Here is a 21,707-nt window from a genome sequence, read left to right as displayed (position 1 = left end):
CGCCGCCCGTTCGCCTGTCGGGGATGCCGAGCTCAGCGCCAGCCGGACTCAGTGCTCGGCGGGCTCCCGCGACGGGTCGGGGTTGCGCAGCGTGAGCGCCGCGATCGTCGCCGCCACGAGCATCAGGCCGAAGCCGATCAGCGAGGTGACGAGCACGCCGCCGTCGAAGGCGACCGCCGCCGCATCCATGAGCTGCTGCGCCTGGCTCGCCGGCAGATCCGCCGCCACCGCCGCCGCCCCGGCGAGCGTCTCGCGGGCGGCATCCGCCTGCTCGGCCGTGAGCGAGGACGGCACGAGCATCGAGCTCGCGTAGTGTGCGGCGATGATGCTGCCGAGCACCGCGGTGCCGAGCACCGCGCCGAGCTCGTAGGCCGTCTCGGACACCGCCGAGGCGGCACCGGCCTTCGCCGGCGGCGCGCTCGTCAGGATGAGCTCGTTCGACACCGTCTCGGCCATGCCGATACCGATACCGAGCATCACGAAGGCGATGATGACCGCCGACATCGAGCCCTCGGAGGCGCCGAAGGCGACCACCAGGTACCCGCCGGCCGACAGGGTGAGTGCAGCGGGCACGAGCACCCGGGCGCGGACCCGGCGCGAGATCGGCACGACCACGAGGCCGGCGATGATCATCACGACGAGTCCGGGCAGCAGCGCGAGGCCGGCGTTCACCGGCGACAGGCCCGCGATGATCTGCAGGTGCTGCGAGACGAAGTAGAGGAAGCCGACGAGCGAGACGACGCTCAGCAGGTTCACGAGCACCGCGCCGCCGAACGGCCCGGTGGTGAACAGCCGCACGTCGAGCATCGGCGTCGCGCTCGCGAGCTGGCGGCGCACGAAGACGTAGCCGGCCACGAGACCGATGACGATCGCCACGATCGAGACGAGGTCGACGCCCTCGGTCGCGATGTGCTTGATGCCGTAGACGATGGGGGCCATCGTCGCGAGCGAGAGCAGGATGCTCCACACGTCGATGCGGCCGGGCGCCGGGTCGCGGCTCTCGGTGATCAGGATGGGCACGAGCACGAGCAGCGGCACGAGCACCGGCACCGCGAGCAGGAAGACCGAGCCCCACGGGAAGTGCTCGAGCAGCACGCCGCCGACGAGCGGGCCGAGGGCGCTGCCGGCCGCGAAGCCGGAGGCCCAGACCGCGATCGCGAGCCGGCGCTGCTCACGGTCGGTGAACAGCGAGCGCAGCAGCGAGAGCGTCGAGGGCATCAGCATCGCGCCGAAGAAGCCGAGCGCGGCGCGGGCCGCGATGAGCGCGGCGGCCGTGGGGGCGAAGGCCGCGAGCACCGACACGACGGCGAAGCCGATCGAACCGATGATCAGCATGCGGCGCCGGCCCCAGCGGTCGCCGGCGCTGCCCATGGCGACGAGGAGCGCGGCGAGCACGAGCGGGTAGGCGTCGATGATCCAGAGCTGTTCGGCGGCGGTCGGCGCGAGGTCGCGCGAGATCTCTGGCAGCGCGAAGCTCAGCACCGTGTTGTCCACGGAGACGAGCAGGGTGGGCAGCATCAGCACCACCAGCGCGAACCAGGCGCGGCGGGGCGCACGGCCCGTGCTCGCGGGATCGCCGACGGCGTTCGGCCGGGCGGCCGTTCGGGGCGTCGGATCCGTCGAGTGGCCGAGGCGTTCGGTCGACGACGTGCTGGTGTTCTCGTTCATTTCCATCTCAGTTTCTGTACCGTCCGGCTGGTATAGTAACAGATATGCGCCCTGCTTCGCACCTAGGATTGTGCCGATGAGCCGTCCCCCAGCCGCCCGAGAGGCGGTGCTCGACGCCTTCGAGCAGCTGATCGCGAGCGAAGGCGAGCGCGCTGCCACGATCGAGGCGACCGCGCGCGAGGCCGGCGTCTCCAAGGGCGGCCTGCTCTACCACTTCGGCACCCGCCAGGCCCTCATCGAAGGGCTCATCGAGCGGCTCCACCGCCTCATCGAAGAGGACATCGAGCGCATCGACACGGCCCCCGACGGGCCGATCTCCTACTTCGTGCGCTCCTCCGTGCAGATCGAGACCCCGCTCGACCGCAGCTTCATCGCCGTCGTCCGGCTCGCCCAGGGCGGCGACCGCGAGGCCGGGCGAGCCATCGACGAGGTGCGCCAGCGCTGGCTCGACGTGCTCGGCCAGTACGTCGCCGACCCCTCGCTCGCCATCGCCATCGCGCTCATCGGCGACGGGCTCTACTACCACGCGGCCACCCGCGCCGAAGCGGTCGATCGCCCGGTTTCGACGGGCGACTTCACGCCCAAGCAGATGGACGAGCTCGTCGCCCTGCTCGAGCGGCTCGCCGCGCGCGACTGATCCGCCGCTCCCCCGGCTGTGCATGCCACCGCCGCCAAGCGCCGGCGCGCGCCATCCCCGAAACGGCGACTTGCCCGACTTTCATGAAAGTCGGGCAAGTCGAATGCGGTGCGGCGGGGACGCCTACTCGGTGATGTCGATCTCGACGAAGACCTGCGCGTCGATCGCCTCGCGCACGCGGTCGAGCACCTCGGTCGGCACCGGGGAGTCCACGGTGAGCACGCTGAGCGCGGTGCCGCCGGCCTCGCGGCGCGCGATCTGCATGCCCGCGATGTTGATGCCCGCCTCGCCGAACTCCTGGCCGTAGATCGCCACGATGCCCGGGCGGTCGGCGTACGTCATGACGATGTGGTGCTTCGCGATCGGCACCTCGAGGTCGTAGCCGTCGATGCCGACGAGCTTCTCGGACTGCTTCGGCCCGGTCAGCGTGCCCGAGACCGACACCTGGGTGCCGTCGGCGAGCGCACCGCGCAGCGTGATGACATTGCGGTACTCGGGGCTGTCCGACTCGGTGATGAGGCGCACCTGCACGCCGCGCTGCTCGGCGAGGAGCGGGGCGTTGACGTAGGAGACGCTCTCCGAGACGACGTTCGTGAACACGCCCTTCAGCGCCGCGAGCTTCAGCACGCTGACGTCGTAGTCGACGAGCTCGCCGCGCACCTCGACGTCGAGGCTCGTGAGCGCGCCGTGCGCGAGACCCGAGAACAGCTGGCCGAGCTTCTCGACGAGCGGGATGCCGGGACGCACGTACGGGTCGATGACGCCGCCGGCGACGTTGACCGCGTCGGGCACGAGCTCGCCGGCGAGGGCGAGCCGCACCGACTTGGCGACCGAGATGCCCGCCTTCTCCTGGGCGTCGTCGGTCGAGGCGCCGAGGTGCGGCGTGACGATGAGGTTCGGCAGGCCGAGCAGCGGCGACTCCTTCGGCGGCTCCTGCACGAAGACGTCGAGCGCGGCGCCGGCGATCTCGCCCGAGACGAGCGCGTCGTGCAGCGCCGCCTCGTCGATGAGGCCGCCGCGCGCGACGTTCACGACGTACGCGGTCTTCTTCATCTTCTGCAGCTGCTCGGTGCCGATCATGCCGAGCGTCTCGGGCGTGCGCGGCATGTGGATCGTCACGAAGTCGCTGCGCTCGAGCAGCTCGTCGAGCGAGACGGTCTGCACGCCGAGCTGCTGCGCCCGGGCGGCCGTGATGTACGGGTCGTAGGCGATGACCTCCATGCCGAAGGCCTGCAGGCGGGCGGTGATGAGCGCGCCGATGCGGCCGAGGCCGATGATGCCGACGGTCTTCTCGTAGAGCTCGGTGCCGGTGTAGGCCGAGCGCTTCCACTCCCCCGCCGAGAGCGAGACGTGGCCGGCGGGGATGTGCCGGGCGAGGCTCAGGATGTGGCCGATGGTGAGCTCGGCCGCCGAGATGATGTTCGAGGTCGGCGCGTTGACGACCATGACGCCCGCGGTGGTCGCCGCCTTGACATCGACGTTGTCGAGGCCGACGCCCGCGCGGGCCACGACCTTCAGCTTCTTGGCTGCGGCGATCGCCTCGGCGTCGACCTGGGTGGCCGAGCGGATGAGGATCGCATCGGCGTCGGCGAGCGCGGACAGCAGCGCCGCCCGGTCGGTGCCGTCGACGTTGCGGACGTCGAAGTCGGGCCCGAGGGCGTCGACGGTGGCGGGCGAGAGTTCTTCGGCGATCAGCACGACCGGCTTTGACACGAACGGTTCCTTCGGGGCATGCGCGCAGCGAAGCGCGGGTTGCGGTGGGGGTGCATGCGCCACACGCCGTGGGGGCGCCTTGCGCCAATGCTACTGGAGTGTGACGAAGCGTCTCGTTCTGTGACGCCGGGCCGGCGGCCGGTCTCAGCCCAGGTCGAGGCCGTTGAGCCCGAACAGCACGGCGACGTCGGCGCTCAGCACCTGCACGAGCGCGTAGCCGACGACGAACAGGGCGAGCTGGCCGAGCGGTCCGCGTCGCCGGCCGACCCAGAAGGCGATGGCATAGACCAGGAACGGCAGCACGACGCCGATGATCAGCACGACGACGCCGTAGGCGGTGAGCCCGACGCCGAGGCTGTCGGCGTAGAGGTTCAGGCCGACGAGGTTGCCGACCGCCTCCCACACGTCGTAGGCGTAGAAGAGGCCCGTGACGGCGGCGATGACGACGGCGAGCCAGAGCGGCGTGGCCGGACGGGCGGATGCCTCGGCTGCGTCGGCGCCCGCGACGTCGGTGCGGGGCTCGCTCGAGGTCTCCGGCTGCTCGGCGGGAGCGGATGCGTCGGTCATGTCAGCCTCGCAGCAGGAACGGGATCGGGACGAGCAGGATGGCCCCGGCGACGAGCCAGAGCAGCCGGGCGCGATGCCGCTCGGCGCAGAGCCACATCGTGACGCCGAACCAGAGCGCCGGCGCGAGCACCGCGAACCAGCGGCCGAGGCCGTACATGAAGGTCGCCACCGGGTCGGCGAGCTCGGGGGCCGGGGTCGTCGCGACGATCAGCCAGCCCACGGCGTAGAGCAGGTAGACCCCGCCGAGGATGCCGAGCACGACGAGCTCGACCGAGCCGGTCTGCCCGGTGCGGTCCTCCTCGACGGGCCGGTCGTCGGACGCCTGGTCGACGGCCGTCGCGGCGTCGCCCGCGGGTGCGTCCGGCGCGGCGGCTGAGGGAGCATCCGATGCGCGCTCGCCGCTCGCCGGCGTCGGCGTGCCGACGCGCTTCCAGCCCGGGGCGAGCGTCGCGTCGTCGTCACCCGCCCAGCTGAGGGCCTCGTCGTCGGAATCGGGGTGGGCCATGGCTCCCAGCCTAGGCGGTGGCGTCCGTCGCAGCCCAGCCGGCCGCCGCCACGGCGGCTGCGACGAGCGCCGCATCGGTCTCGTCGAAGCCGTCGACCCCGCCCCCGGGACCGCTCGCCCCGCCGCGGAGGGCGCGGCCGCGGGCCGAGAGGTGCACGGCGTCCACCCCGGCGGCGGCGAGCGCCGGGATGTCCTCGATCCGAACCCCGCCGCCCGCCATGATCTCGAGCCGCCCCTCGACGGCACTGACCATCCGCTCGAGCGTCGGCAGGCCGGCGCGGCAGTCGGCGCCCCCGCCCGAGGTCAGCACGCGGCGCACGCCGAGCTCCGCGAGCGCGGCGACGGCGGCGAGCTGGTCGGCGGCGGCGTCCACCGCGCGGTGGACGGTGACGTCGGCGTCGCCCGCGGCATCCCGGAACTCGGCGATCGCGTCGAGATCGAGCCGGCCCGTCTCGTCGAGCGCACCGACGACCACGCCGTCGGCGCCGAGCCGCACGGCCAGGCGGATGTCGCGCACGATCTCCCGGCGCTCCTCGGCGTCGTAGACGAAGCCGCCGCCGCGCGGGCGGATGAGCGCGTGCGTGAAGCCGGCGACCCCCCGCTCGGCGGCGAGCTCGGCGCTCGCCTCGATCAGCCCAGCTGACGGGGTCAGCCCGCCGAGGCCGAGCGCGAGGCACAGCTCGACGCGGGCGGCGCCGCCGTCGAGGGCGGTCCTGGCGCCGGCCGCATCCTGCACGGCGATCTCGACGGGAAGCGGGCGACGGGGCTCCTGGCTCATCGGGCCAGGGTACCGAACGGCCGGGATGCCGATTCGACCGGCGTTGCGGCGCGTGCCACGGGGGCTACTCGCACGCCCCGCTCGTCCAATAGGCTCATCGCGACATCCGAGCGCCTGGAGGGAAATCGCGTGGCTGAGCAGCGGAAGAAGAAGGTCGTCCGCGTCGAGACGGCGGCGTCGAAGGGCGCCTCCGGACGCACGAGCGCCGCGGGCGGGTCCGGCGACGCCACCGAGCCGGCCCCCGGGTGGACGCCGACGCCCGAGGCGAAGCAGCAGGCCACCCGCTTCCGCATCATCGCGGGTGTGCTGTGGCTGCTCGCGATCGCGGGCGAGGCCGTCGCGATCTTCTGGGTGCTCCGGCAGACCCCGGTCAACCTCTGGCTGCTGATCGGGCTGACCGTCGTCATCGGCGCCCTCGCCATCACCGGCTCGGTGCTGTGGAAGAAGGCGAACCGCCTCGACCCGGCGTCGAAGCAGGACACGGTCCGCTTCTTCGTGCAGAACCAGCTCGGCGCGATCATCGCGGTCATCGCCTTCCTGCCGCTGATCGTGCTGATCTTCACGAACAAGGACATGGACGGCAAGCAGAAGGCGATCGCGGGCATCATCGCGATCGTCATCGGCGGCGGCGCCGTCGCGCTCGGCGTCGACTACAACCCCCCGTCGGTCGAGCAGTACACCGAGGAGTCGAACCTCGTCGCCCAGCTCACGGGCGAGGACCTCGTCTACTGGACGAAGTCCGGCTCGGTGTTCCACGTCTGCGCCGACGTGCCCGACGTGAACAAGGAGTCGCAGGACAACCAGATCTACGAGGGCACGGTCGCCGAGGCGCACGCCGCGGGCAAGGACCGGCTCACCAAGCGCTGGGAGAGCGAGGCCGTGAACTACTGCGGCTACTCCGAGGCGGAGGTCGAGGCCGTCAAGGCCGGCACGGATGCCCCGGCGAGCGACGCGCCGGCCCAGACGCCCGCCGAGGAGGAGCCGGCCGAGACGCCGGCGGCGAACTAGCGCTCGTCACTCGGCCGGTGCCATCGGCCCGGCGGCGCGCACGACGCCCTTGCGCAGGATGAGGTTGCCGTACGCGCGCAGCTCCCCGCTGCGCACGACGAGGCGGGCCCGCGCGGCGCGCTCGTAGAACGCGAAGCGCTCGAGCGAGTCGACGCGGCCGGGCGCCGCCGCGGCGGCCGTCACGAGTTCGCGCTGCACCGCGGGCGGCTCCGGGTCCTCGGAGGTCATCAGCAGCACCGCCGGCCCCTCGTAGGCGTCCACCGGCAGTACGGTGCGGATCGCCGCGACCAGCTCGGGCGAGGCGATGCCCGCCGCCTCGACGACGGGCGCCCCCACGGAGTACGCGGGGAAGTTCGCGTCGGCGACGACGAGCTCGTCGCCGTGGCCCAGCCTGTCGAGGGCGGCGAGCAGTTCGCCGGTGAGCAGCGGGTGGATGCCGTGCAGCATGAGGGGTCCTCTCGTGGGGCGCGATCAGCTCGCGGTGCGCAGGGACGCGACGTCGCCCAGACCGTACACCCGGGTGGCCGTGCCGCCGAGGACGGCGGCCGCCTCGTCGGGGCTCAACCGGTCGACGGCCGCGCGCATCGCGGCGTACGTGGCGGCGTAGCCGCCGTGCGGCACCGACATTGGCCAGTCCCCGCCGTACATGACGCGGTCGGCGCCGAAGAGCTCGAGCGCGAGCTCCAGCAGCCCGGAGGCGAGCGCCACGTCGAGCACCGTCCCCGGCAAGTGGAGGCCGGAGAACTTCGCGACGGTGTTCGGCAGCGCGGCGGACTCCGCGAGGGCGGTGCGCCAGGCGTCGAGGCCCGCCCGCCCGAGTGGCGGTTTGCCGAGGTGGTCGATGACGACGGTCAGCTCGGGGGTCGCGCGGGCGGCGGCGGTCGCCGTGCCGAGGTGGCGCGGCCAGGCGTCGGGCACGTCGAGCACGAGCCCGCGGCGGGCGAGCTCGACCAGGGAGGCGCGCACGGCGGGCAGCGCGAAGAACTCGTCCCGCGGGTCGTCGTGCACGAGGTGGCGGATGCCGCGCAGCCGGCTCTCCCCCGCGAGCTCCCCGTCGAGCGCGGTCCGCGCGGCGGCCTCGTCGTCGAGTGGCACCCAGCCGACGACGCCGGCGATCCACGGGTGTGCGTCGGCGGTGCGGAGCATCCACCGGGTCTCGGCGAGCGAGTCCGCCGCCTGCACGAGCACGGCCGCGTCGACGCCCGCCCCGCGCAGCTCCGCCGCGGCCTCCTCGGCGCCGAAGCTGCGGTGCAGCGCGCCGAGGGACGGCGTGAGCCACGGGATCTCGACGGCGTCGAGGTCCCAGAGATGCAGGTGGGCGTCGATGACGGTCACGGGATGAGTCCGGCCTCCCGCAGCTCGGCCCAGAACCCCTCAGGCACGGGGGTGTCGAATCGAGCGAGGTTCTCCTGCACCTCGGCGGCGCGGGCGGAGCCGACCACCACGGCCTGCACCGCCGGGTGCTGGAGCGGGAAGTGCAGTGCGGCGACCGGGAGCCGCACGCCCGCGGCCCGGCAGGCCGCGGCGAGCCGCTGCGCCCGCTCGAGGATCGCCGCGGGCGGCGGCGCGTAGTTGTAGTGGGCGGCGGCGGAGGGCTCGTCGGTGGCGAGCAGCCCCGAGTTATAGGCCGCGGCGGCGACCACCGCGACGCCCCGCTCCGCGCAGGTGGGCAGCAGCTCGGCGAGCGCGGGCTGCTCGAGCAGCGTGTAGCGGCCGGCGATCATGACGACGTCGAGCTCGCCCTCGCGCACGGCGCGGGTCGCGGCCGCCGCGTCGTTCGTGCCGATGCCGATCGCGTCGACGAGCCCCTCGTCGCGGAGCCGCTGCAGGGCGGGCAGCCCCTCGGCGAGCCCCCGGTCGAGGTCGTAGACGTCGGGGTCGTGCAGGTAGGCGAGGTCGATGCGGTCGACGCCGAGGCGTTCGAGCGAGTCCTCGATGCTGCGCCGCACGCCAGCCTCGCTGGGATCGAAGCGACGCACCGTGCGGTCGGGCACGGCGAACTCGTTGGCCCGGTCGTCGCCGCCGGCGAAGTCGGGATTCGGCTCCAGCACGCGGCCGACCTTCGTGGAGAGCACGTAGTCGCCGCGAGGCATCCGCCCGAGGAAGGCGCCGAGGCGTCGTTCCGAGAGCCCGAGCCCGTAGTGCGGCGCGGTGTCGAAGTACCGGATGCCCCCGGCCCACGCCGATTCGAGCGCGGCCTCGGCCGCCTCGTCGCTCACCTCGCGATAGAGGTTGCCGATCGAGGCGGCGCCGTAGCCGAGCCGGCCCATGCGGGCGGCGAGCGCGGGGGCGCGGCTCATGCGGTGGCCTCGGCGTGCGCGCCGCGCCAGGTGTGGGTCTCGATCGAGGCGGCGAGCATCTCGGTGCCCGCACCGGCGGCTGTGGGCGCGAGGTAGCGCCCCCGCTCGATGACGACGGGGGTGACGAAGTGCTCGTGGAGGTGGTCGACGTACTCGATCATGCGCCCTTCCATCGTGCCCGACACCGCGACGAAGTCGAACATCGAGAGGTGCTGCACGGCCTCGCAGAGCCCGACGCCGCCGGCGTGCGGGCAGACCGGTACGCCGAACTTCGCCGCGAGCAGCAGGTTCGCGAGGTTCTCGTTCACCCCGCCGACGCGGGCGGCGTCGATCTGCATGATGTCCATGCCGCGCGCCTGCAGCAGCTGCTTGAACACGATGCGGTTCTGCACGTGCTCGCCCGTCGCAACGCGCACGGGCGCGATGCCGCTGGCGATCGCGGCGTGGCCGAGCACGTCGTCGGGGCTCGTGGGCTCCTCCACCCAGGCGAGCTCGTACTCGGCGAGGGCGCGCACCCAGGCGATGGCGTCGGCGACGTCCCAGCGCTGGTTCGCGTCGATCGCGATCGGGTAGCCGGGACCGACGGCGCGGCGGGCGATCGCGAGGCGGCGGCGGTCGTCGTCGAGGTCCGCGCCGACCTTGAGCTTGATCTGCGGGAAGCCGTCGGCGACGGCCTCGCGGCAGAGGCGCTCGAGCTTCTCGTCGGAGTAGCCGAGCCAGCCGGGGCTCGTCGTGTACGCCGGGTAGCCGAGCTCGAGCAGCGTCGCGATGCGCTCCTCGCGGCCGGGCTCGGCGGCGCGGAGGATCGCGAGCGCCTCGGCGGGCGTGAGCGCGTCGCTCAGGTAGCGGAAGTCGACGAGGGAGACGAGCTCCTCGGGCGAGAGCCGGGCGAGGTGCAGCCAGAGCGGCTCGCCCGCGCGCTTGGCCCGCAGGTCCCAGAGCGCGTTGACGACCGCGCCGATCGCCATGTGCATGACGCCCTTCTCGGGCCCGAGCCAACGCAGCTGCGAGTCGGTCATGAGCACCCGCGAGGCGGCCCCCATGTCGCCGAGCAGCTCCTCGACGTCGCGGCCGACGAGGTGCTCGCGGAGCGTGTCGATCGCCGCGACCTGCACGTCGTTGCCGCGCCCGATCGTGAACACGAAGGCGTGGCCCTCGAGCCCGTCGCCGGCGTCGGTGCGGATCGCGAGGTACGCGGCCGAGTAGTCGGGGTCGGGGTTCATGGCGTCGGACCCGTCGAGCGTGCGAGAGGTCGGGAAGCGGATGTCGCGGGTGACGACGTCGGCGATCGTGGTCATGGCGTCCTTTCTGGCGCTCTGAGCATAGACATCCGATGTTTAGCGCGTCAAGCGGAGCGAATTGTGCGAGAATGCCGGAACCGGCCCGGATTTCGCGGTCGAGAGAGCTGACCTTCCGTCGAAAGGACCCCGATGAGATTCGCCCGCCTCGGAGCCCCAGGAGCCGAGATCCCCGTCGTCGTCGACGAGGGGCGCCACCTCGACCTGCGCCCGCTGACCGCCGAGCTCGACGGGGCCTTCCTCGCCGCGGACGGCGTGGAGCGCGCGCGGGCCGCCGTGGCCGCCGGCGAACTCCCCGAGCTCGCCGACGCCGCCGCCCTGCGGGTCGGCGCGCCGATCGCCCGGCCGTCCGCCGTGTACTGCGTCGGCATGAACTACGCGGCGCACGCGGCGGAGTCCGGCTCGCTGCCGCCCGAGCACCTCGTGCTCTTCATGAAGGCGCCGAACACGATCATCGGACCGGACGACGAGGTGCAGATCCCGCGCGGCAGCACGAAGACGGACTGGGAGGTCGAGCTCGGCATCGTGATCGGCCGGCGCACCTCGTACCTCGACTCCCCCGCCGACGCGCGGGCGCACATCGCCGGCTTCGTGCTCGCCAACGACCTGTCCGAGCGCGACTGGCAGCTCGCCGTGTCCGGCGGCCAGTGGTCGAAGGGCAAGAGCGGTCCCGGCTTCTGCCCCACCGGCCCGTGGCTCGTGACCGGCGACGAGATCGACGCCGACGACGTGCGGCTGCGCAGCTGGGTGAACGGCGAACCGCGACAGGACTCGCGCACCGCCGACCTCATCTTCGGCATCGACCGGATCGTGCACGAGCTCAGCCAGTTCCTCGTGCTCGAGCCCGGCGACCTCATCCTCACCGGCACCCCGGAGGGCGTCGCGCTCTCCGGCCGCTTCCCCTACCTCGGCGCCGGCGACGTCGTCGAGCTCGAGATCGACGGCCTCGGCCGTCAGCGCCAGCACTACGTGGAGGCCGCACGATGACTCCTGCACCCGTCGTCTCATCGACCGCTCCGCTCGAGGGGCTCGTCGCCGTCGTCACCGGCGGCGCCAGCGGCATCGGCGCGGCCATCGCCGAGCGCCTGCGCGCCGACGGCGCCAAGGTCGCGGTGTTCGATCTGCGCCCCGATGGCGCCGAGCACGCCGACCTCGCGGTCGCCGTCGACGTCGCCGACGACGACAGTGTGCGCGCGGGCGTCGCCGAGGTCGCCGAGCACTTCGGTCGGCTCGACCTGCTCGTGAACAACGCCGGCATCGGCGCCCAGGGCGACGTCGCCGCGAACGAGGACGCCGAGTGGCACCGCGTGCTCGACATCAACGTCGTCGGCATCGCCCGGACGAGCCGTGCCGCGCTGCCGTACCTGCGCCGCTCCCCCGCTGCGGCCATCGTGAACACCTCGTCCATCGCCGCGACCGCGGGCCTCCCGCAGCGCGCCCTCTACAGCGCGAGCAAGGGCGCCGTGCTCTCGCTCACCCTGGCGATGGCGGCGGACCACCTGCGCGAAGGCATCCGCGTGAACGCCGTGAACCCCGGCACCGCGGACACCCCGTGGGTCGGTCGCCTGCTGGACTCCGCAGAGGATCCTGCTGCGGAGCGCGCCGCGCTCGAGGCCCGCCAGCCGCACGGCCGGCTCGTCTCCGCGGCCGAGGTCGCGGATGCCGTGGCGTACCTGCTGAGCCCGCGCGCGGGCTCCACGACGGGCGTCTCGCTCGCCGTCGACGGCGGCATGCAGGCCCTGCGGCTCCGACCCGCCGGCGCACGCTAACATCGCCCCATGGCCGTCACCGATGAAGCGATCCTCCGTATCAAGGAGATGATCACCGGGGGCCAGCTGGCCCCCGGTGACCGCCTCCCGCCCGAGAAGGAGCTCAGCGAGCAGCTCGGCCTCTCGCGTTCCTCGCTGCGCGAGGCGGTCAAGGCGCTCGAGGTCATCCGGGTGCTCGACGTGCGGCGCGGCGACGGCACCTACGTCACGAGCCTCGAGCCCTCGCTGCTGCTCGAGGCGATGTCCTTCGTCGTCGACCTGCACGACGACCAGTCGGTGCTCGAGATCCTCGCGGTGCGCCGCATCCTCGAGCCGGCCGCCTCGGCCCTCGCCGCCCGCAACGCCGACGCCGACGCCATCCAGCTGCTGCGCGAGGCGGTCGACGCCGTCGACCGGCAGGCGAACGTCGAGCAACTGGTCGAGCACGATCTCCACTTCCATTCCGGCATCGCCCAGGCGGGCGGCAACGGCTACCTGGCGAGCCTCATCGACTCGCTCTCGAGTCACACGATCCGCGCGCGGATCTGGCGCGGCATCACGCAGGAGAACGCGGTCGACCGCACGCTGCACGAGCACCACGCGATCCTCGAGGCGATCGAGGCCGGCGACGCGGAGCTCGCCCAGGCGCTGACGACGGTGCACGTCTCCGGCGTCGAGCAGTGGCTCCGCTCCGCGGCGCTCTGACTCAGGCCGGCACCGCGAGCACGGCGATCGGCGCAGCGCGCAGCGCCTCGGGCACCGCGACCCAGGTGCGGCCGTCGCGCACGGCGGACTCGACGGCGCCGCCGTCGCCCAGCCAGTGCGCCCCGGCGACCGCGGCGGCCAGCTCGGCCGGCAGGGCGAACTCGCCCGCCGCGGGATCGAGCGCGTGCACGAAGGCGCCGCTCGGGCCGCTCGTGTACCGCAGCGGGGTGCCGTGCTCCGAGGCCGCGCGCAGCCATGGGCGGGTTCCGTAGACGCCCTCGCCGTTCAGCCGGAGCCACGCGCCCATCTCGGCCATCGCCGCGGCCTGGAGCTCCGGGATCGAGCCGTCGGCGCGCGGACCGACGTTGATCAGCAGGTTGCCGTTCTTCGCGACGACGTCGACGAGCAGCCGCACGAGCGCCTCGCCGGAGAGCGAGTGCTCCGGCCCCTCGGCCTGGTTGTACCCGAAGGAGAAGCCGAGCCCGCGGGTGGACTCCCACGGCGTCGGCAGCGCGTGCTCGACGTGCGTGTACTCGCGGGTGAGGAAGCCGTGGTACGGCACGCCCCAGCGGTCGTTCACGACGCCGTCGGGCACCCGGGCGAAGTAGCGCGCGAGCAGCGCGGCGACGCCGTAGTCCTCGCGCCCCTTGCCGCCGTCGGGCCACTCGATGTCGTTCCAGAGCACGTCGGGGCCGAAGCGCTCGACGAGTTCCTCGAGCTGGGCCGCGGCGTAGCGCGAGAAGCGCTCGTCGTTCCGCCGGTACCGGAAGAGGTCGGTGTCGGACTCGATCGGCGGGAAGTCGCTCACGTGCCAGTCGAGCGCGCCCGAGAAGTACACGCCGAAGCGGGCACCGGCGGCGCGCGTGGCGTCGTGGAACTCGGCGATGAGGTCGCGCTTCGGACCGCGCCGGGCGGAGTTGAACGGCGTCGTCGCCGTGTCCCAGAGGCAGAAGCCCTCGTGGTGCTTCGTCGTCGGCACGACGTAGCGGGCGCCCGCGTCGACGAGGGAGCCGACGAAGGCGTCCGGGTCGAAGGCGCTCGCGTCCCAGAGATCGGCGAGGTCCTCGTAGCTCGTGCCGGTGCCGTAGACGTCCTGGTGGCGCTGCCAGGTGGGGCTGCCGGCGATGCGCACGGTGTTGCCGTACCACTCGGCGTACTGGTGGTGCGCGTAGGCGTCCTCGGTCGGCACGCCCCCCGGCCCGTGGGCGGTGCCCCAGGCGGGCACCGAGTAGAGGCCCCAGTGCACGAAGAAGCCGAGCTTGGCGTCGCGGTACCACTCGGGCACCGTGTTCGCCGGGTACGTGGGCGCGAGCGCCCCGAAGTCGGGGCCGGTGCGGGTCTCGAAGTTCAGCATGGTCGGTCCTCTCAGTGGGCGGCGAGGGCGGTCGGGACGGATGCGCCGGCGGGCATCGTGTGCGGCGCGTCGGAGTAGGCGAGGGCGGCGGCGCCGAGCACGACGCCGTCGGCGCCGAGTTCGGCGGGGCGCACCTCGAGCGGGAAGCCGGAGACCGGCGGGTTGCCGTCGATGCCGGCGCGGATGGCGGGCTCGAGCACGTCCCAGGCGGCACGCACCCCGCCGCCGATGACGACGAAGGAGAGGTCGAACATGCTGGCGGCCGAGGAGGCGGCGAGGCCGACCGCGCGCCCGGCGGCGTCGAAGACGGCGAGGGCCTCGGGCTCGCCCGCACGCGCGCGGTCCGCGATCTCGCTCCCCCGGACGATCGGCGCCGCGGCGCCCGTGCGCTCCGCGTAGCGCGCCTCGATCGAACGGCCGGAGGCGAGGGTCTCGAGGTGCCCGACGCGGCCGCAGGTGCAGACGAGCTCGCCGTAGCCCGGCGTGTGCCCGATCTCGCCGGCCGCGCCGCGGTGCCCGGCGAACAGCCGGCCGTCGAGCGCGATCGCCCCGCCGACCCCGGTGCCGAGCATGATGCCGAGCACGTCGGCCTGGCCGCGGGCCGCACCCCAGCGCAGCTCCCCCACGAGGAAGGCGTTCACGTCGTTGTCGACCGCGACGGGCACGCCGAGCCGGTCGGCCAGGGCCGCGCCCAGCGCGAAGCCGGCCCACTCGGCGAAGGTCGCGGACGCGGCGACGACGGTGCCGCTGCGCTGGTCGATGACGCCCGCGGCGCCGACTCCGGCGATCCCGACGGCGGCGCCGGCCTCGGCTTCGAGCCGGCGCACGAGGGCCGCCGCGGCATCTGCCATCGCCGGCCCGCCCGCCGCGGCGGGCGCCGGCACGTGGTCGAAGGCGAGGCGACGGCCGTCGTCGTCGGTGATGACCGCGGAGATCTTCGTGCCGCCGATGTCGATGCCGGCGGCGAGCGGGGTGCGAGGCATGGGGTGTCCCGTCTGCGTCTGAGGGTCGGTCGGCGGAGGCGGTGCGGAGGCCGGAGGACGGGGCCGCGGCTCAGCGGCCGCCGAGCCCCGCCATCGCGATGCCCTTGACCAGGTGCTTCTGGAGGGCGATGACGAGCACGGTGGTCGGCACCATCGAGATGATCGCCGCGGCCATCTGCAGGTCCCAGCGGGTGCCCTGCAGTCCCGAGAACGAGGCGAGACCGATCGGCAGCGTGCCGTGCGAGGCGTAGTCGACCGTGACGATGAGGGGCCAGAGGTAGCTGTTCCAGAACGACAGGAAGGTGAAGACCGCGAGCACGGCGACCGCGGACTTCGCGAGCGGCAGGATGATCTGCAGGAACGAGCGGATGGGGCCGGCGCCGTCGACGCGGGCGGCCTCCTCGAGCTCGAAGGGGATGCCGCGGAAGAACTGCCGCATGAGGAAGGTGCCGAACGCGGTGAACGCGAACGGGAAGATCAGGGCCGGGTAGCTGTCGACCCAGCCGAGCCACTGCATGACCTGGAACATCGGGATGACGAGCACCTCCTGCGGCACCATCAGGGTGCCGAGAAAGAGCACGAAGACGAGGTCGCGGCCCTTCCAGCGCAGCCGCCCGAAGGCGTAGCCCGCCATCGTCGAGACGGTGAGCACGACGAGGGTGCCCGCGATCGCGACGAAGAAGGAGTTGCCGATGTAGGTGAGGAACGGGCCGTACGCGAACACGTCGGCGAAGTTCGACCAACGCAGCTCGGAGCCGACGAGCGTCGGCGGCATGGAGAACATCTCCGAGTTCGGCTTCAGCGCCGAGAAGAAGGCGTAGACGAGCGGCGAGACGAAGATCAGGGCGGCGAGGTAGACGCCCAGGTGGGCGAACACGAGGCGGATGCGTCCGCCGGTGGTGAGCGGGGCGCGCCCGCGGCGCTCGGCGGGCTCGACGGGAGCGGCGTCGTGCTCGGCGTCGGCGATGGCGGTCACCGGGGAGATCAGCTCAGTGCTCATAGTGCACCCACTTCTTCTGCGCGCGGAACTGCAGCGCGGTCAGGACGATGATGATGGCGAAGAGGATCCACGCGGCCGCCGCGGCCAGGCCGAGCTCCTGGAACTTGAAGCCCTGGTTGTAGATGAACTGCACGAGCGGCTGGGTCGCGTTGCCGGGGCCGCCGCCGGTGAGCAGCTGCGGCTGGGCGAAGACCTGCAGCGAGGTGATCATCGTCATGATGCTCGCGAAGAAGATCGAGGGCGAGATCATCGGCAGCATGACGCTCCAGATCATCCGGAAGCCCTTCGCCCCGTCGATGCGGGCCGCCTCGACGACCGACTCGGGCAGCTGCTCGAGCGCCGCCGAGAAGATCAGCATGTTGTAGCCGAGGCCCTGCCAGACGCTCATCACGACGACCATGATCATCGCCCACTGCGGGTCGGCGAGGAAGTTCGGCAGCTGCACCCCGAACCAGCTCTGCGCGAGCCCGTTGAAGAGGCCCTGCGGCTGCAGCAGCATCTTCCAGACGAGCACGTTCGCGACCATCGGGGTCACGACGGGGATGAAGAACAGCACCCGCAGTGCGCCGCGCCCGCGGATGCGGGAGCTCAGCGAGAGCGCGAGCAGGAGCGAGAGGATGACGCTGATCGGCACGTAGAGCAGCGCGAACACGAAGGTGTTGCGCAGCGCGGGCCAGAAGTCCGGGCTCTGCGTGAACAGGCGGACGTAGTTGTCGAACCCCACGAACTCCTTGTCACCGAAGGTGGGCCAGTTGAAGAAGCCCATCACGATGGACAGGACGACGGGGACGATCGTGAACAGGGCGAGGCCCGCCAGGGCCGGGCTGACGAAGCCCAGCGCCTGACGGGACTCGGTCCTGGCGAGCGTCCCCCTGCGAGGCGTGTACGTGGTGGTCGACATCTCGTGGGGGTTCCTGTTATTCGCCGAACTGCTGCTGCGCGCTCTCGAGCACGTTCTCCATGGTCTCCTGACCGTTGTAGACGCTCACGAGCTGCGGCTGGATGTAGGTGCCGACCTTCGACCAGTTGTCGCTGACGTACTGGCCCTGCACCTGCTCGAAGGCCTTGGTGAAGACCTCCTCGACCTGCGGGCGGAACTGCTCGTCGATCGACTCGAAGTAGAGCGGCTGCGAGGCGGTGCGCGCCGGGTAGCTGCGGCCGGACGAGGCGATGTAGTCCTGCGCCTCGGGGCTGAGCATGGAGCCGAGCACCTTGAGCGCGGCGTCCGGGTTCTTGCAGCTCTTCGCGATGCCGAAGCCCGAACCGAGGATGAGGCCGAGCGAGCCGTTCTCACCGCTCGGGAGCGTCGTCATGCCCGCGGTGAAGCCGGCGTCGTTGTTCAGGTAGCTGACCGCGTTCCAGGTGCCGTCGACCGCCATGGCGGCGTTCTGGCCGGTGTACTGGTTCTCGCCCCAGCCGGTGTCCGAGGCGCTCGCGACGGGCGCCGCGACCTTCTGCTCGGTGACGAGGCCCGAGTACCAGCTCGCCGCGTCGACGAAGGCCGGGTCGGTGAGGGCGAGGGTGCCGTCCTGCTCGACGGGCTGCTGGCCGGCCTTCGCGATCGGCAGCGCCTGCCACTGGAAGTCGCCCATGCCCACGGCGAAGCCGTACTTGCCGTCCTTCGTGGCCGCCTTGGCGGTGGCCTCGAAGTCGTCGAAGCTCCAGCCGGCCTCGGGGTGCGCGACGCCCGCGGCGTCGAGCAGGTCGGCGTTGTAGTAGACGAGCATCGTCGCGATGTCGAAGGGGACGCCGTACATGGTGCCCTTGTTGCTGAGGATCTCGTCGGCGCCGGCCGAGAAGTCGGCGAGGTCGATGCCCGCCGCCTCGAGGTCGGCGTCGCTCAGCTCCCGGAAGCCGTCCGTGTAGCTCGACAGCATGCCCGAGTTCATCCCGGTCACGCAGGCCATGTTGCCGGAGGCCATGTTCGTGGTGAGCTTCGTGAAGAAGTCGCCCCACGGTGCCGTGCGCAGTTCGATCTTGAGGTCGGGGTTCTGCTTGCGCGCGATCTCGAGCTGGGCGTTCAGCGCGTCCGTGTCGGACTGGCTGCCGGCCCACATGTCGATGACGACGGTGTCGGACGACGCGTCGCCCCCGCCGGTGCTGCAGCCCGTCATGACGAGGGCCGCGGCGGCGGCGGCCGCGACCGCGCCGACGTGGATCTTCTTCATTGAATGTCGCCTCCTAGGCAGTGAACAGTATTCATCCGGTGTTTCCTCGCTCAAAGCTCCGGTTCACCGGCGGTGCGAGCACAATCATGTCATCCGAATCGAAGATTTGCCAACTTTCATCCGATGTTTGAATGCTGAAACATCGGATGCCTCACTCAGGTCCGGCTGCCTCGCTCAGTCCGTCTCGTCGAGCACGAGCTCGATCACCGGGATCGCGACATCGGGCCGCCGCACCGGCAGCGAGATCGTCAGCGTGCCGTCGGCCTGCCCCGCCGGCTGCGTGAGCAGCGCCTCCTGGCCGGGGTCGGTGACGCTCCGCCTGAGCCACGAGCCGTCGTGCAGCAACCGTGCGTGCCGCACGCGCCCGGCGAGCCCGGGCAGGTGCACGAAGCCGAGCGGCCAGGTGAACAGGTGCAGGTAGAGGCGGTCGCCGCGTCGCGTGTACACGCCCTCCCGCGGCGGGGTGAAGCCGGCGTGACCCGCGCCGACGACGGCGCGGCCGTGCAGCGCCATCCACTCCCCGATGCCGTCGAGGATCTCGCGGTCGCGCGGCGGGATCGCGCCCCGGCCGTCCGGTCCGATGTTCAGCAGCATGTTGCCGCCCATCGAGACCGAGTCGACGAGCATGCGCAGCAGCAGCGGCGTGCTCTTGTAGTCCTCGTTGTCGCGGTGATAGCCCCAGGACCCGTTCGTCGTCTGGCAGGCCTCCCAGCGCACCGGCCGGCCGTCGCGCACGATGGGGCTCGTCGGCTGGTACTGCTCGGGCGTCACGAAGTCACCCTCGATGCCGAGCCGGTCGTTCACGAGCATCTGCGGCTGCAGTTCGCGGCAGCGGGCGAGCAGCCGCTCGGCATCCCAGTCCTCGGCGCGCTTGCCCGCCCAGCCCTGCTTGGTCTCGGGGTAGGTGAAGTCGAAGAACAGGGAGTCGATCGGGCCGTAGCCGGTGAGGAGCTCCTCCACCTGGCCGTGCAGGAACGCCCGGTAGCGGGCCATGTCCCGGCCCTCGTTGAGGGCGGCGCCCACCGCGTCGTCCCGGCGCGGATGGTTCCAATCGACCGTGAAGTCGGGGTGGTGCCAGTCGATGAGCGAGTAGTAGAGGCCGACCCGGAGGCCGACCTCGCGGAGCGCGTCGACCGTCTCGCGCACGAGGTCGCGACCGCAGCTGCGCATCGAGGTGAAGTCGCTGAGCTGCGAGTCCCAGAGCGCGAAGCCGTCGTGGTGCTTCGTCGTGAGCACGACGTAGCCGGCGCCTGCCGCCTTCGCCGTGCGCGCGAGTTCGCGCGCGTCGAAGCGGTCGGGGTCGAAGAACTCGACGTACTCCCGGTACTCCTCGTCGCTCAGCCGCTCGTAGTTCTGCACCCACTCGTGCCGGGCCGCGACGCTGTACGCGCCGAAGTGCACGAAGAGGCCGAAGCGGGCCTCGGTGAACCAATCCGGGGTCATCTCGTCCTTCCGATCCGCGATCGCCGTCCATCCTGTCACGGAACATCGGATGTTTCGAGATGGAGCCGTTCCGCCGGTTCCGTCGCTCTCCCGCGCCCTGCCGGCGGGCGCTCCCGACGACGCGGAACGGCCCGCCCCGGAGAACCGGGACGGGCCGTTCATGGTCGTGGGAGCGACGCTCCCGCGAGGCTCAGCGCCTGATCAGCGCGCGACCTCGCCGTCGACGTAGTCGTCGTCGTCCGAGGAGTTCCAGGCGAAGAGCTTGCGCAGCTCGCGCCCGGTGGTCTCGATCGGGTGCTGCTCGCCCTTGGCGCGAAGCTCGAGGAACTCCTTCTGGCCGTTGTCCTGGTCGGCGATGAAGCGCTCGGCGAAGGCGCCGCTCTGGATGTCGCCGAGGACCTCCTTCATGCGCTCCTTGACCGAGGGGTCGATGACGCGCGGGCCCGAGACGTAGTCGCCGTACTCGGCCGTGTCGGAGACCGACCAGCGCTGCTTGGCGATGCCGCCCTCCCACATGAGGTCGACGATGAGCTTCAGCTCGTGGAGCACCTCGAAGTAGGCGATCTCCGGCTGGTAGCCGGCCTCGACGAGGGTCTCGAAGCCGTACTGCACGAGCTGCGAGGTGCCGCCGCAGAGCACGGCCTGCTCGCCGAACAGGTCGGTCTCGGTCTCCTCGGTGAAGGTCGTCTTGATGACGCCGGCGCGGGTGCCGCCGATCGCCTTGGCGTACGACTTCGCGAGGTCCCAGGCGGTGCCGGTCGCGTCCTGCTCGACCGCGATGATGTCCGGGATGCCGCGGCCGGCGACGAACTCGCGACGCACGGTGTGGCCCGGGGCCTTCGGGGCGACGAGGATGACGTCGACGCCCTCGGGCGCCTCGATGTAGCCGAAGCGGATGTTGAAGCCGTGGCCGAAGACGAGCGCGTCGCCCTCCTTCAGGTTGTCCTTCACCGACTCGGCGTAGATGTGACGCTGGTACTGGTCCGGCGCGAGGATGACGATGACGTCGGCCCACGCGGCGGCGTCGGCGACGTTCTTCACCTCGAAGCCCGCCTCCTGCGCCTTGGCGATCGACTTCGAGCCGTCCTTCAGGCCGATGACGACCTCGACGCCCGAGTCGCGGAGGTTCTGCGCGTGCGCGTGCCCCTGCGAGCCGTAGCCGATGACGGCGACCTTCTTGCCCTGGACGATCGAGAGATCGGCGTCCTGGTCGTAGTACATCTCAGCCATTGCTGTTCCTTTTCCTTTGATCCGGTCCCCTGAACCTGTCGGAGGGACCACGGGGTCGACGCTCCCCTCGACGAGCTCGGGGAGCCGAGTGCTTAGTTCTTGAAGACGCGTTCGGTGATGGACTTGCCGCCGCGGCCGATCGCGAGGAGACCCGACTGCGCGATCTCCTTGATGCCGTAGGGCTCGAGCACCTTGAGCAGCGCCTGGGTCTTGCCCGAGTCGCCGGTGACCTCGATCACGAGCGCGTCGGTCGACACGTCGACCACGCGGGCGCGGAAGAGGTTGACCGCCTCGAGCACCTGCGATCGGGTCGTGTTGTCGACGCGCACCTTGATCAACAGGTGCTCGCGCTGCACCGACTGGGCGGGGTCGAGCTCGACGATCTTGATCACGTTGATCAGCTTGTTCAGCTGCTTCGTGACCTGCTCGAGCGGCAGCTCCTCGACGTCGACCACGACCGTGATGCGGGACAGCCCGTCGATCTCGGAGTGGCCCACCGCGAGGGACTCGATGTTGAAGCCGCGACGGGCGAACAGCCCCGCCACGCGGGTCAGCAGACCCGGCTTGTCCTCGACGAGGAGGGAGAGCACGTGGGTCGACAT

The 21,707-nt window shown here is 71.8% G+C and carries 22 protein-coding genes; 5 read left to right on the top strand and 17 right to left on the bottom strand.

All coding sequences use genetic code 11. The annotated features are described in order from the left end of the window. Nucleotides 1-48: 48 nt before the first annotated feature. The gene (locus IEY71_RS08060) at nt 49-1,668 is read right to left on the bottom strand and encodes an MFS transporter (RefSeq protein WP_229781580.1); all 1,620 of its coding nucleotides are present in this window, start codon (nt 1,666-1,668) and stop codon (nt 49-51) included. Nucleotides 1,669-1,744: 76 nt separating this feature from the next. Between IEY71_RS08060 and IEY71_RS08055 the strand changes: the two genes are divergently transcribed. Then, nucleotides 1,745-2,305, top strand: a complete 561-nt coding sequence (locus IEY71_RS08055) for a TetR/AcrR family transcriptional regulator (protein WP_189084709.1) — start codon at nt 1,745-1,747, stop codon at nt 2,303-2,305. Between the two features lie 123 nt (nt 2,306-2,428). Here the strand turns inward: IEY71_RS08055 and serA are convergent, their stop codons facing one another. From serA to IEY71_RS08035, 4 genes are all read right to left on the bottom strand, one after another. After that, complete coding sequence (gene serA, locus IEY71_RS08050; protein ID WP_189084708.1) at nt 2,429-4,018, bottom strand: phosphoglycerate dehydrogenase; 1,590 nt, start codon at nt 4,016-4,018, stop codon at nt 2,429-2,431. 144 nt (nt 4,019-4,162) lie between these two features. After that, complete coding sequence (locus IEY71_RS08045; protein ID WP_189084707.1) at nt 4,163-4,585, bottom strand: hypothetical protein; 423 nt, start codon at nt 4,583-4,585, stop codon at nt 4,163-4,165. 1 nt (nt 4,586) lies between these two features. Next, nucleotides 4,587-5,090 (bottom strand): DNA polymerase III subunit gamma/tau, encoded by a 504-nt coding sequence (locus tag IEY71_RS08040; protein ID WP_189084706.1) that lies wholly within the window; start codon nt 5,088-5,090, stop codon nt 4,587-4,589. A gap of 10 nt (nt 5,091-5,100) precedes the next feature. Continuing rightward, entirely contained in the window at nt 5,101-5,868 is a 768-nt protein-coding gene (locus IEY71_RS08035; protein ID WP_189084705.1) for a copper homeostasis protein CutC, read from the bottom strand. 129 nt (nt 5,869-5,997) lie between these two features. Between IEY71_RS08035 and IEY71_RS08030 the strand changes: the two genes are divergently transcribed. Continuing rightward, nucleotides 5,998-6,876 (top strand): hypothetical protein, encoded by an 879-nt coding sequence (locus IEY71_RS08030; RefSeq protein ID WP_189084704.1) that lies wholly within the window; start codon nt 5,998-6,000, stop codon nt 6,874-6,876. Nucleotides 6,877-6,882: 6 nt separating this feature from the next. Here the strand turns inward: IEY71_RS08030 and IEY71_RS08025 are convergent, their stop codons facing one another. From IEY71_RS08025 to IEY71_RS08010, 4 genes are read right to left on the bottom strand one after another with little or no spacing between them, the layout of a single operon-like run. Beyond that, on the bottom strand, nt 6,883-7,323 hold the full coding sequence (locus tag IEY71_RS08025; RefSeq protein ID WP_189084703.1) for an RbsD/FucU family protein: 441 nt from the start codon (nt 7,321-7,323) through the stop codon (nt 6,883-6,885). Between the two features lie 24 nt (nt 7,324-7,347). Next, nucleotides 7,348-8,211, bottom strand: a complete 864-nt coding sequence (locus IEY71_RS08020; RefSeq protein WP_189084702.1) for an amidohydrolase family protein — start codon at nt 8,209-8,211, stop codon at nt 7,348-7,350. Next, on the bottom strand, nt 8,208-9,176 hold the full coding sequence (locus tag IEY71_RS08015; protein WP_189084701.1) for an aldo/keto reductase: 969 nt from the start codon (nt 9,174-9,176) through the stop codon (nt 8,208-8,210). The genes IEY71_RS08020 and IEY71_RS08015 overlap by 4 nt, the downstream gene beginning before the upstream one ends. After that, nucleotides 9,173-10,474, bottom strand: coding sequence for an enolase C-terminal domain-like protein (locus IEY71_RS08010; RefSeq protein ID WP_189084700.1), 1,302 nt, complete (start codon nt 10,472-10,474; stop codon nt 9,173-9,175). Before IEY71_RS08010 ends, IEY71_RS08015 begins: the two co-directional genes overlap by 4 nt. Nucleotides 10,475-10,606: 132 nt before the next feature. On the opposite strand from IEY71_RS08010, the gene IEY71_RS08005 reads away from it, so the two are divergent. The 3 genes from IEY71_RS08005 to IEY71_RS07995 are packed head-to-tail and all read left to right on the top strand — an operon-like array spanning nt 10,607 to nt 12,927. Continuing rightward, a complete protein-coding gene (locus tag IEY71_RS08005; RefSeq protein ID WP_189084699.1) occupies nt 10,607-11,461 on the top strand; it encodes a fumarylacetoacetate hydrolase family protein in 855 nt (284 codons plus the stop codon). Then, nucleotides 11,458-12,243, top strand: coding sequence for an SDR family NAD(P)-dependent oxidoreductase (locus tag IEY71_RS08000; RefSeq protein WP_189084698.1), 786 nt, complete (start codon nt 11,458-11,460; stop codon nt 12,241-12,243). The genes IEY71_RS08005 and IEY71_RS08000 overlap by 4 nt, the downstream gene beginning before the upstream one ends. Before the next feature lie 9 nt (nt 12,244-12,252). Beyond that, entirely contained in the window at nt 12,253-12,927 is a 675-nt protein-coding gene (locus tag IEY71_RS07995) for a FadR/GntR family transcriptional regulator (RefSeq protein ID WP_189084697.1), read from the top strand. A 1-nt stretch (nt 12,928) separates the two neighbouring features. Here IEY71_RS07995 and IEY71_RS07990 read toward each other — a convergent pair whose 3' ends face one another. The 8 genes from IEY71_RS07990 to ilvN all read right to left on the bottom strand — a co-directional run bounded on the left by IEY71_RS07990 (nt 12,929) and on the right by ilvN (nt 21,707). Then, entirely contained in the window at nt 12,929-14,281 is a 1,353-nt protein-coding gene (locus IEY71_RS07990; RefSeq protein WP_189084696.1) for an alpha-L-fucosidase, read from the bottom strand. An 11-nt stretch (nt 14,282-14,292) separates the two neighbouring features. Next, nucleotides 14,293-15,264 carry an ROK family protein gene (locus tag IEY71_RS07985; RefSeq protein WP_189084695.1) on the bottom strand — a complete coding sequence of 324 codons (972 nt, stop codon included), beginning with the start codon at nt 15,262-15,264 and terminating at the stop codon, nt 14,293-14,295. 70 nt (nt 15,265-15,334) lie between these two features. Beyond that, nucleotides 15,335-16,264, bottom strand: coding sequence for a carbohydrate ABC transporter permease (locus IEY71_RS07980; protein WP_189084694.1), 930 nt, complete (start codon nt 16,262-16,264; stop codon nt 15,335-15,337). Then, the gene (locus IEY71_RS07975) at nt 16,254-17,165 is read right to left on the bottom strand and encodes a carbohydrate ABC transporter permease (protein ID WP_189084693.1); all 912 of its coding nucleotides are present in this window, start codon (nt 17,163-17,165) and stop codon (nt 16,254-16,256) included. The genes IEY71_RS07980 and IEY71_RS07975 overlap by 11 nt, the downstream gene beginning before the upstream one ends. A gap of 16 nt (nt 17,166-17,181) precedes the next feature. Beyond that, nucleotides 17,182-18,432, bottom strand: coding sequence for an ABC transporter substrate-binding protein (locus IEY71_RS07970; RefSeq protein WP_189084692.1), 1,251 nt, complete (start codon nt 18,430-18,432; stop codon nt 17,182-17,184). A gap of 174 nt (nt 18,433-18,606) precedes the next feature. Beyond that, complete coding sequence (locus IEY71_RS07965; RefSeq protein WP_189084691.1) at nt 18,607-19,875, bottom strand: alpha-L-fucosidase; 1,269 nt, start codon at nt 19,873-19,875, stop codon at nt 18,607-18,609. Nucleotides 19,876-20,076: 201 nt separating this feature from the next. Next, nucleotides 20,077-21,105 carry a ketol-acid reductoisomerase gene (ilvC, locus tag IEY71_RS07960; protein WP_189084690.1) on the bottom strand — a complete coding sequence of 343 codons (1,029 nt, stop codon included), beginning with the start codon at nt 21,103-21,105 and terminating at the stop codon, nt 20,077-20,079. A 92-nt stretch (nt 21,106-21,197) separates the two neighbouring features. Then, nucleotides 21,198-21,707 carry an acetolactate synthase small subunit gene (gene ilvN / locus IEY71_RS07955; protein WP_189084689.1) on the bottom strand — a complete coding sequence of 170 codons (510 nt, stop codon included), beginning with the start codon at nt 21,705-21,707 and terminating at the stop codon, nt 21,198-21,200.

The organism is Agromyces mediolanus (genome assembly GCF_014648575.1).
Classification (GTDB): Bacteria; Actinomycetota; Actinomycetes; order Actinomycetales; family Microbacteriaceae; genus Agromyces; species Agromyces mediolanus.
Note: the sequence above shows the minus strand (reverse complement) of the source record. Positions and strands in the feature narration are given on the sequence as shown.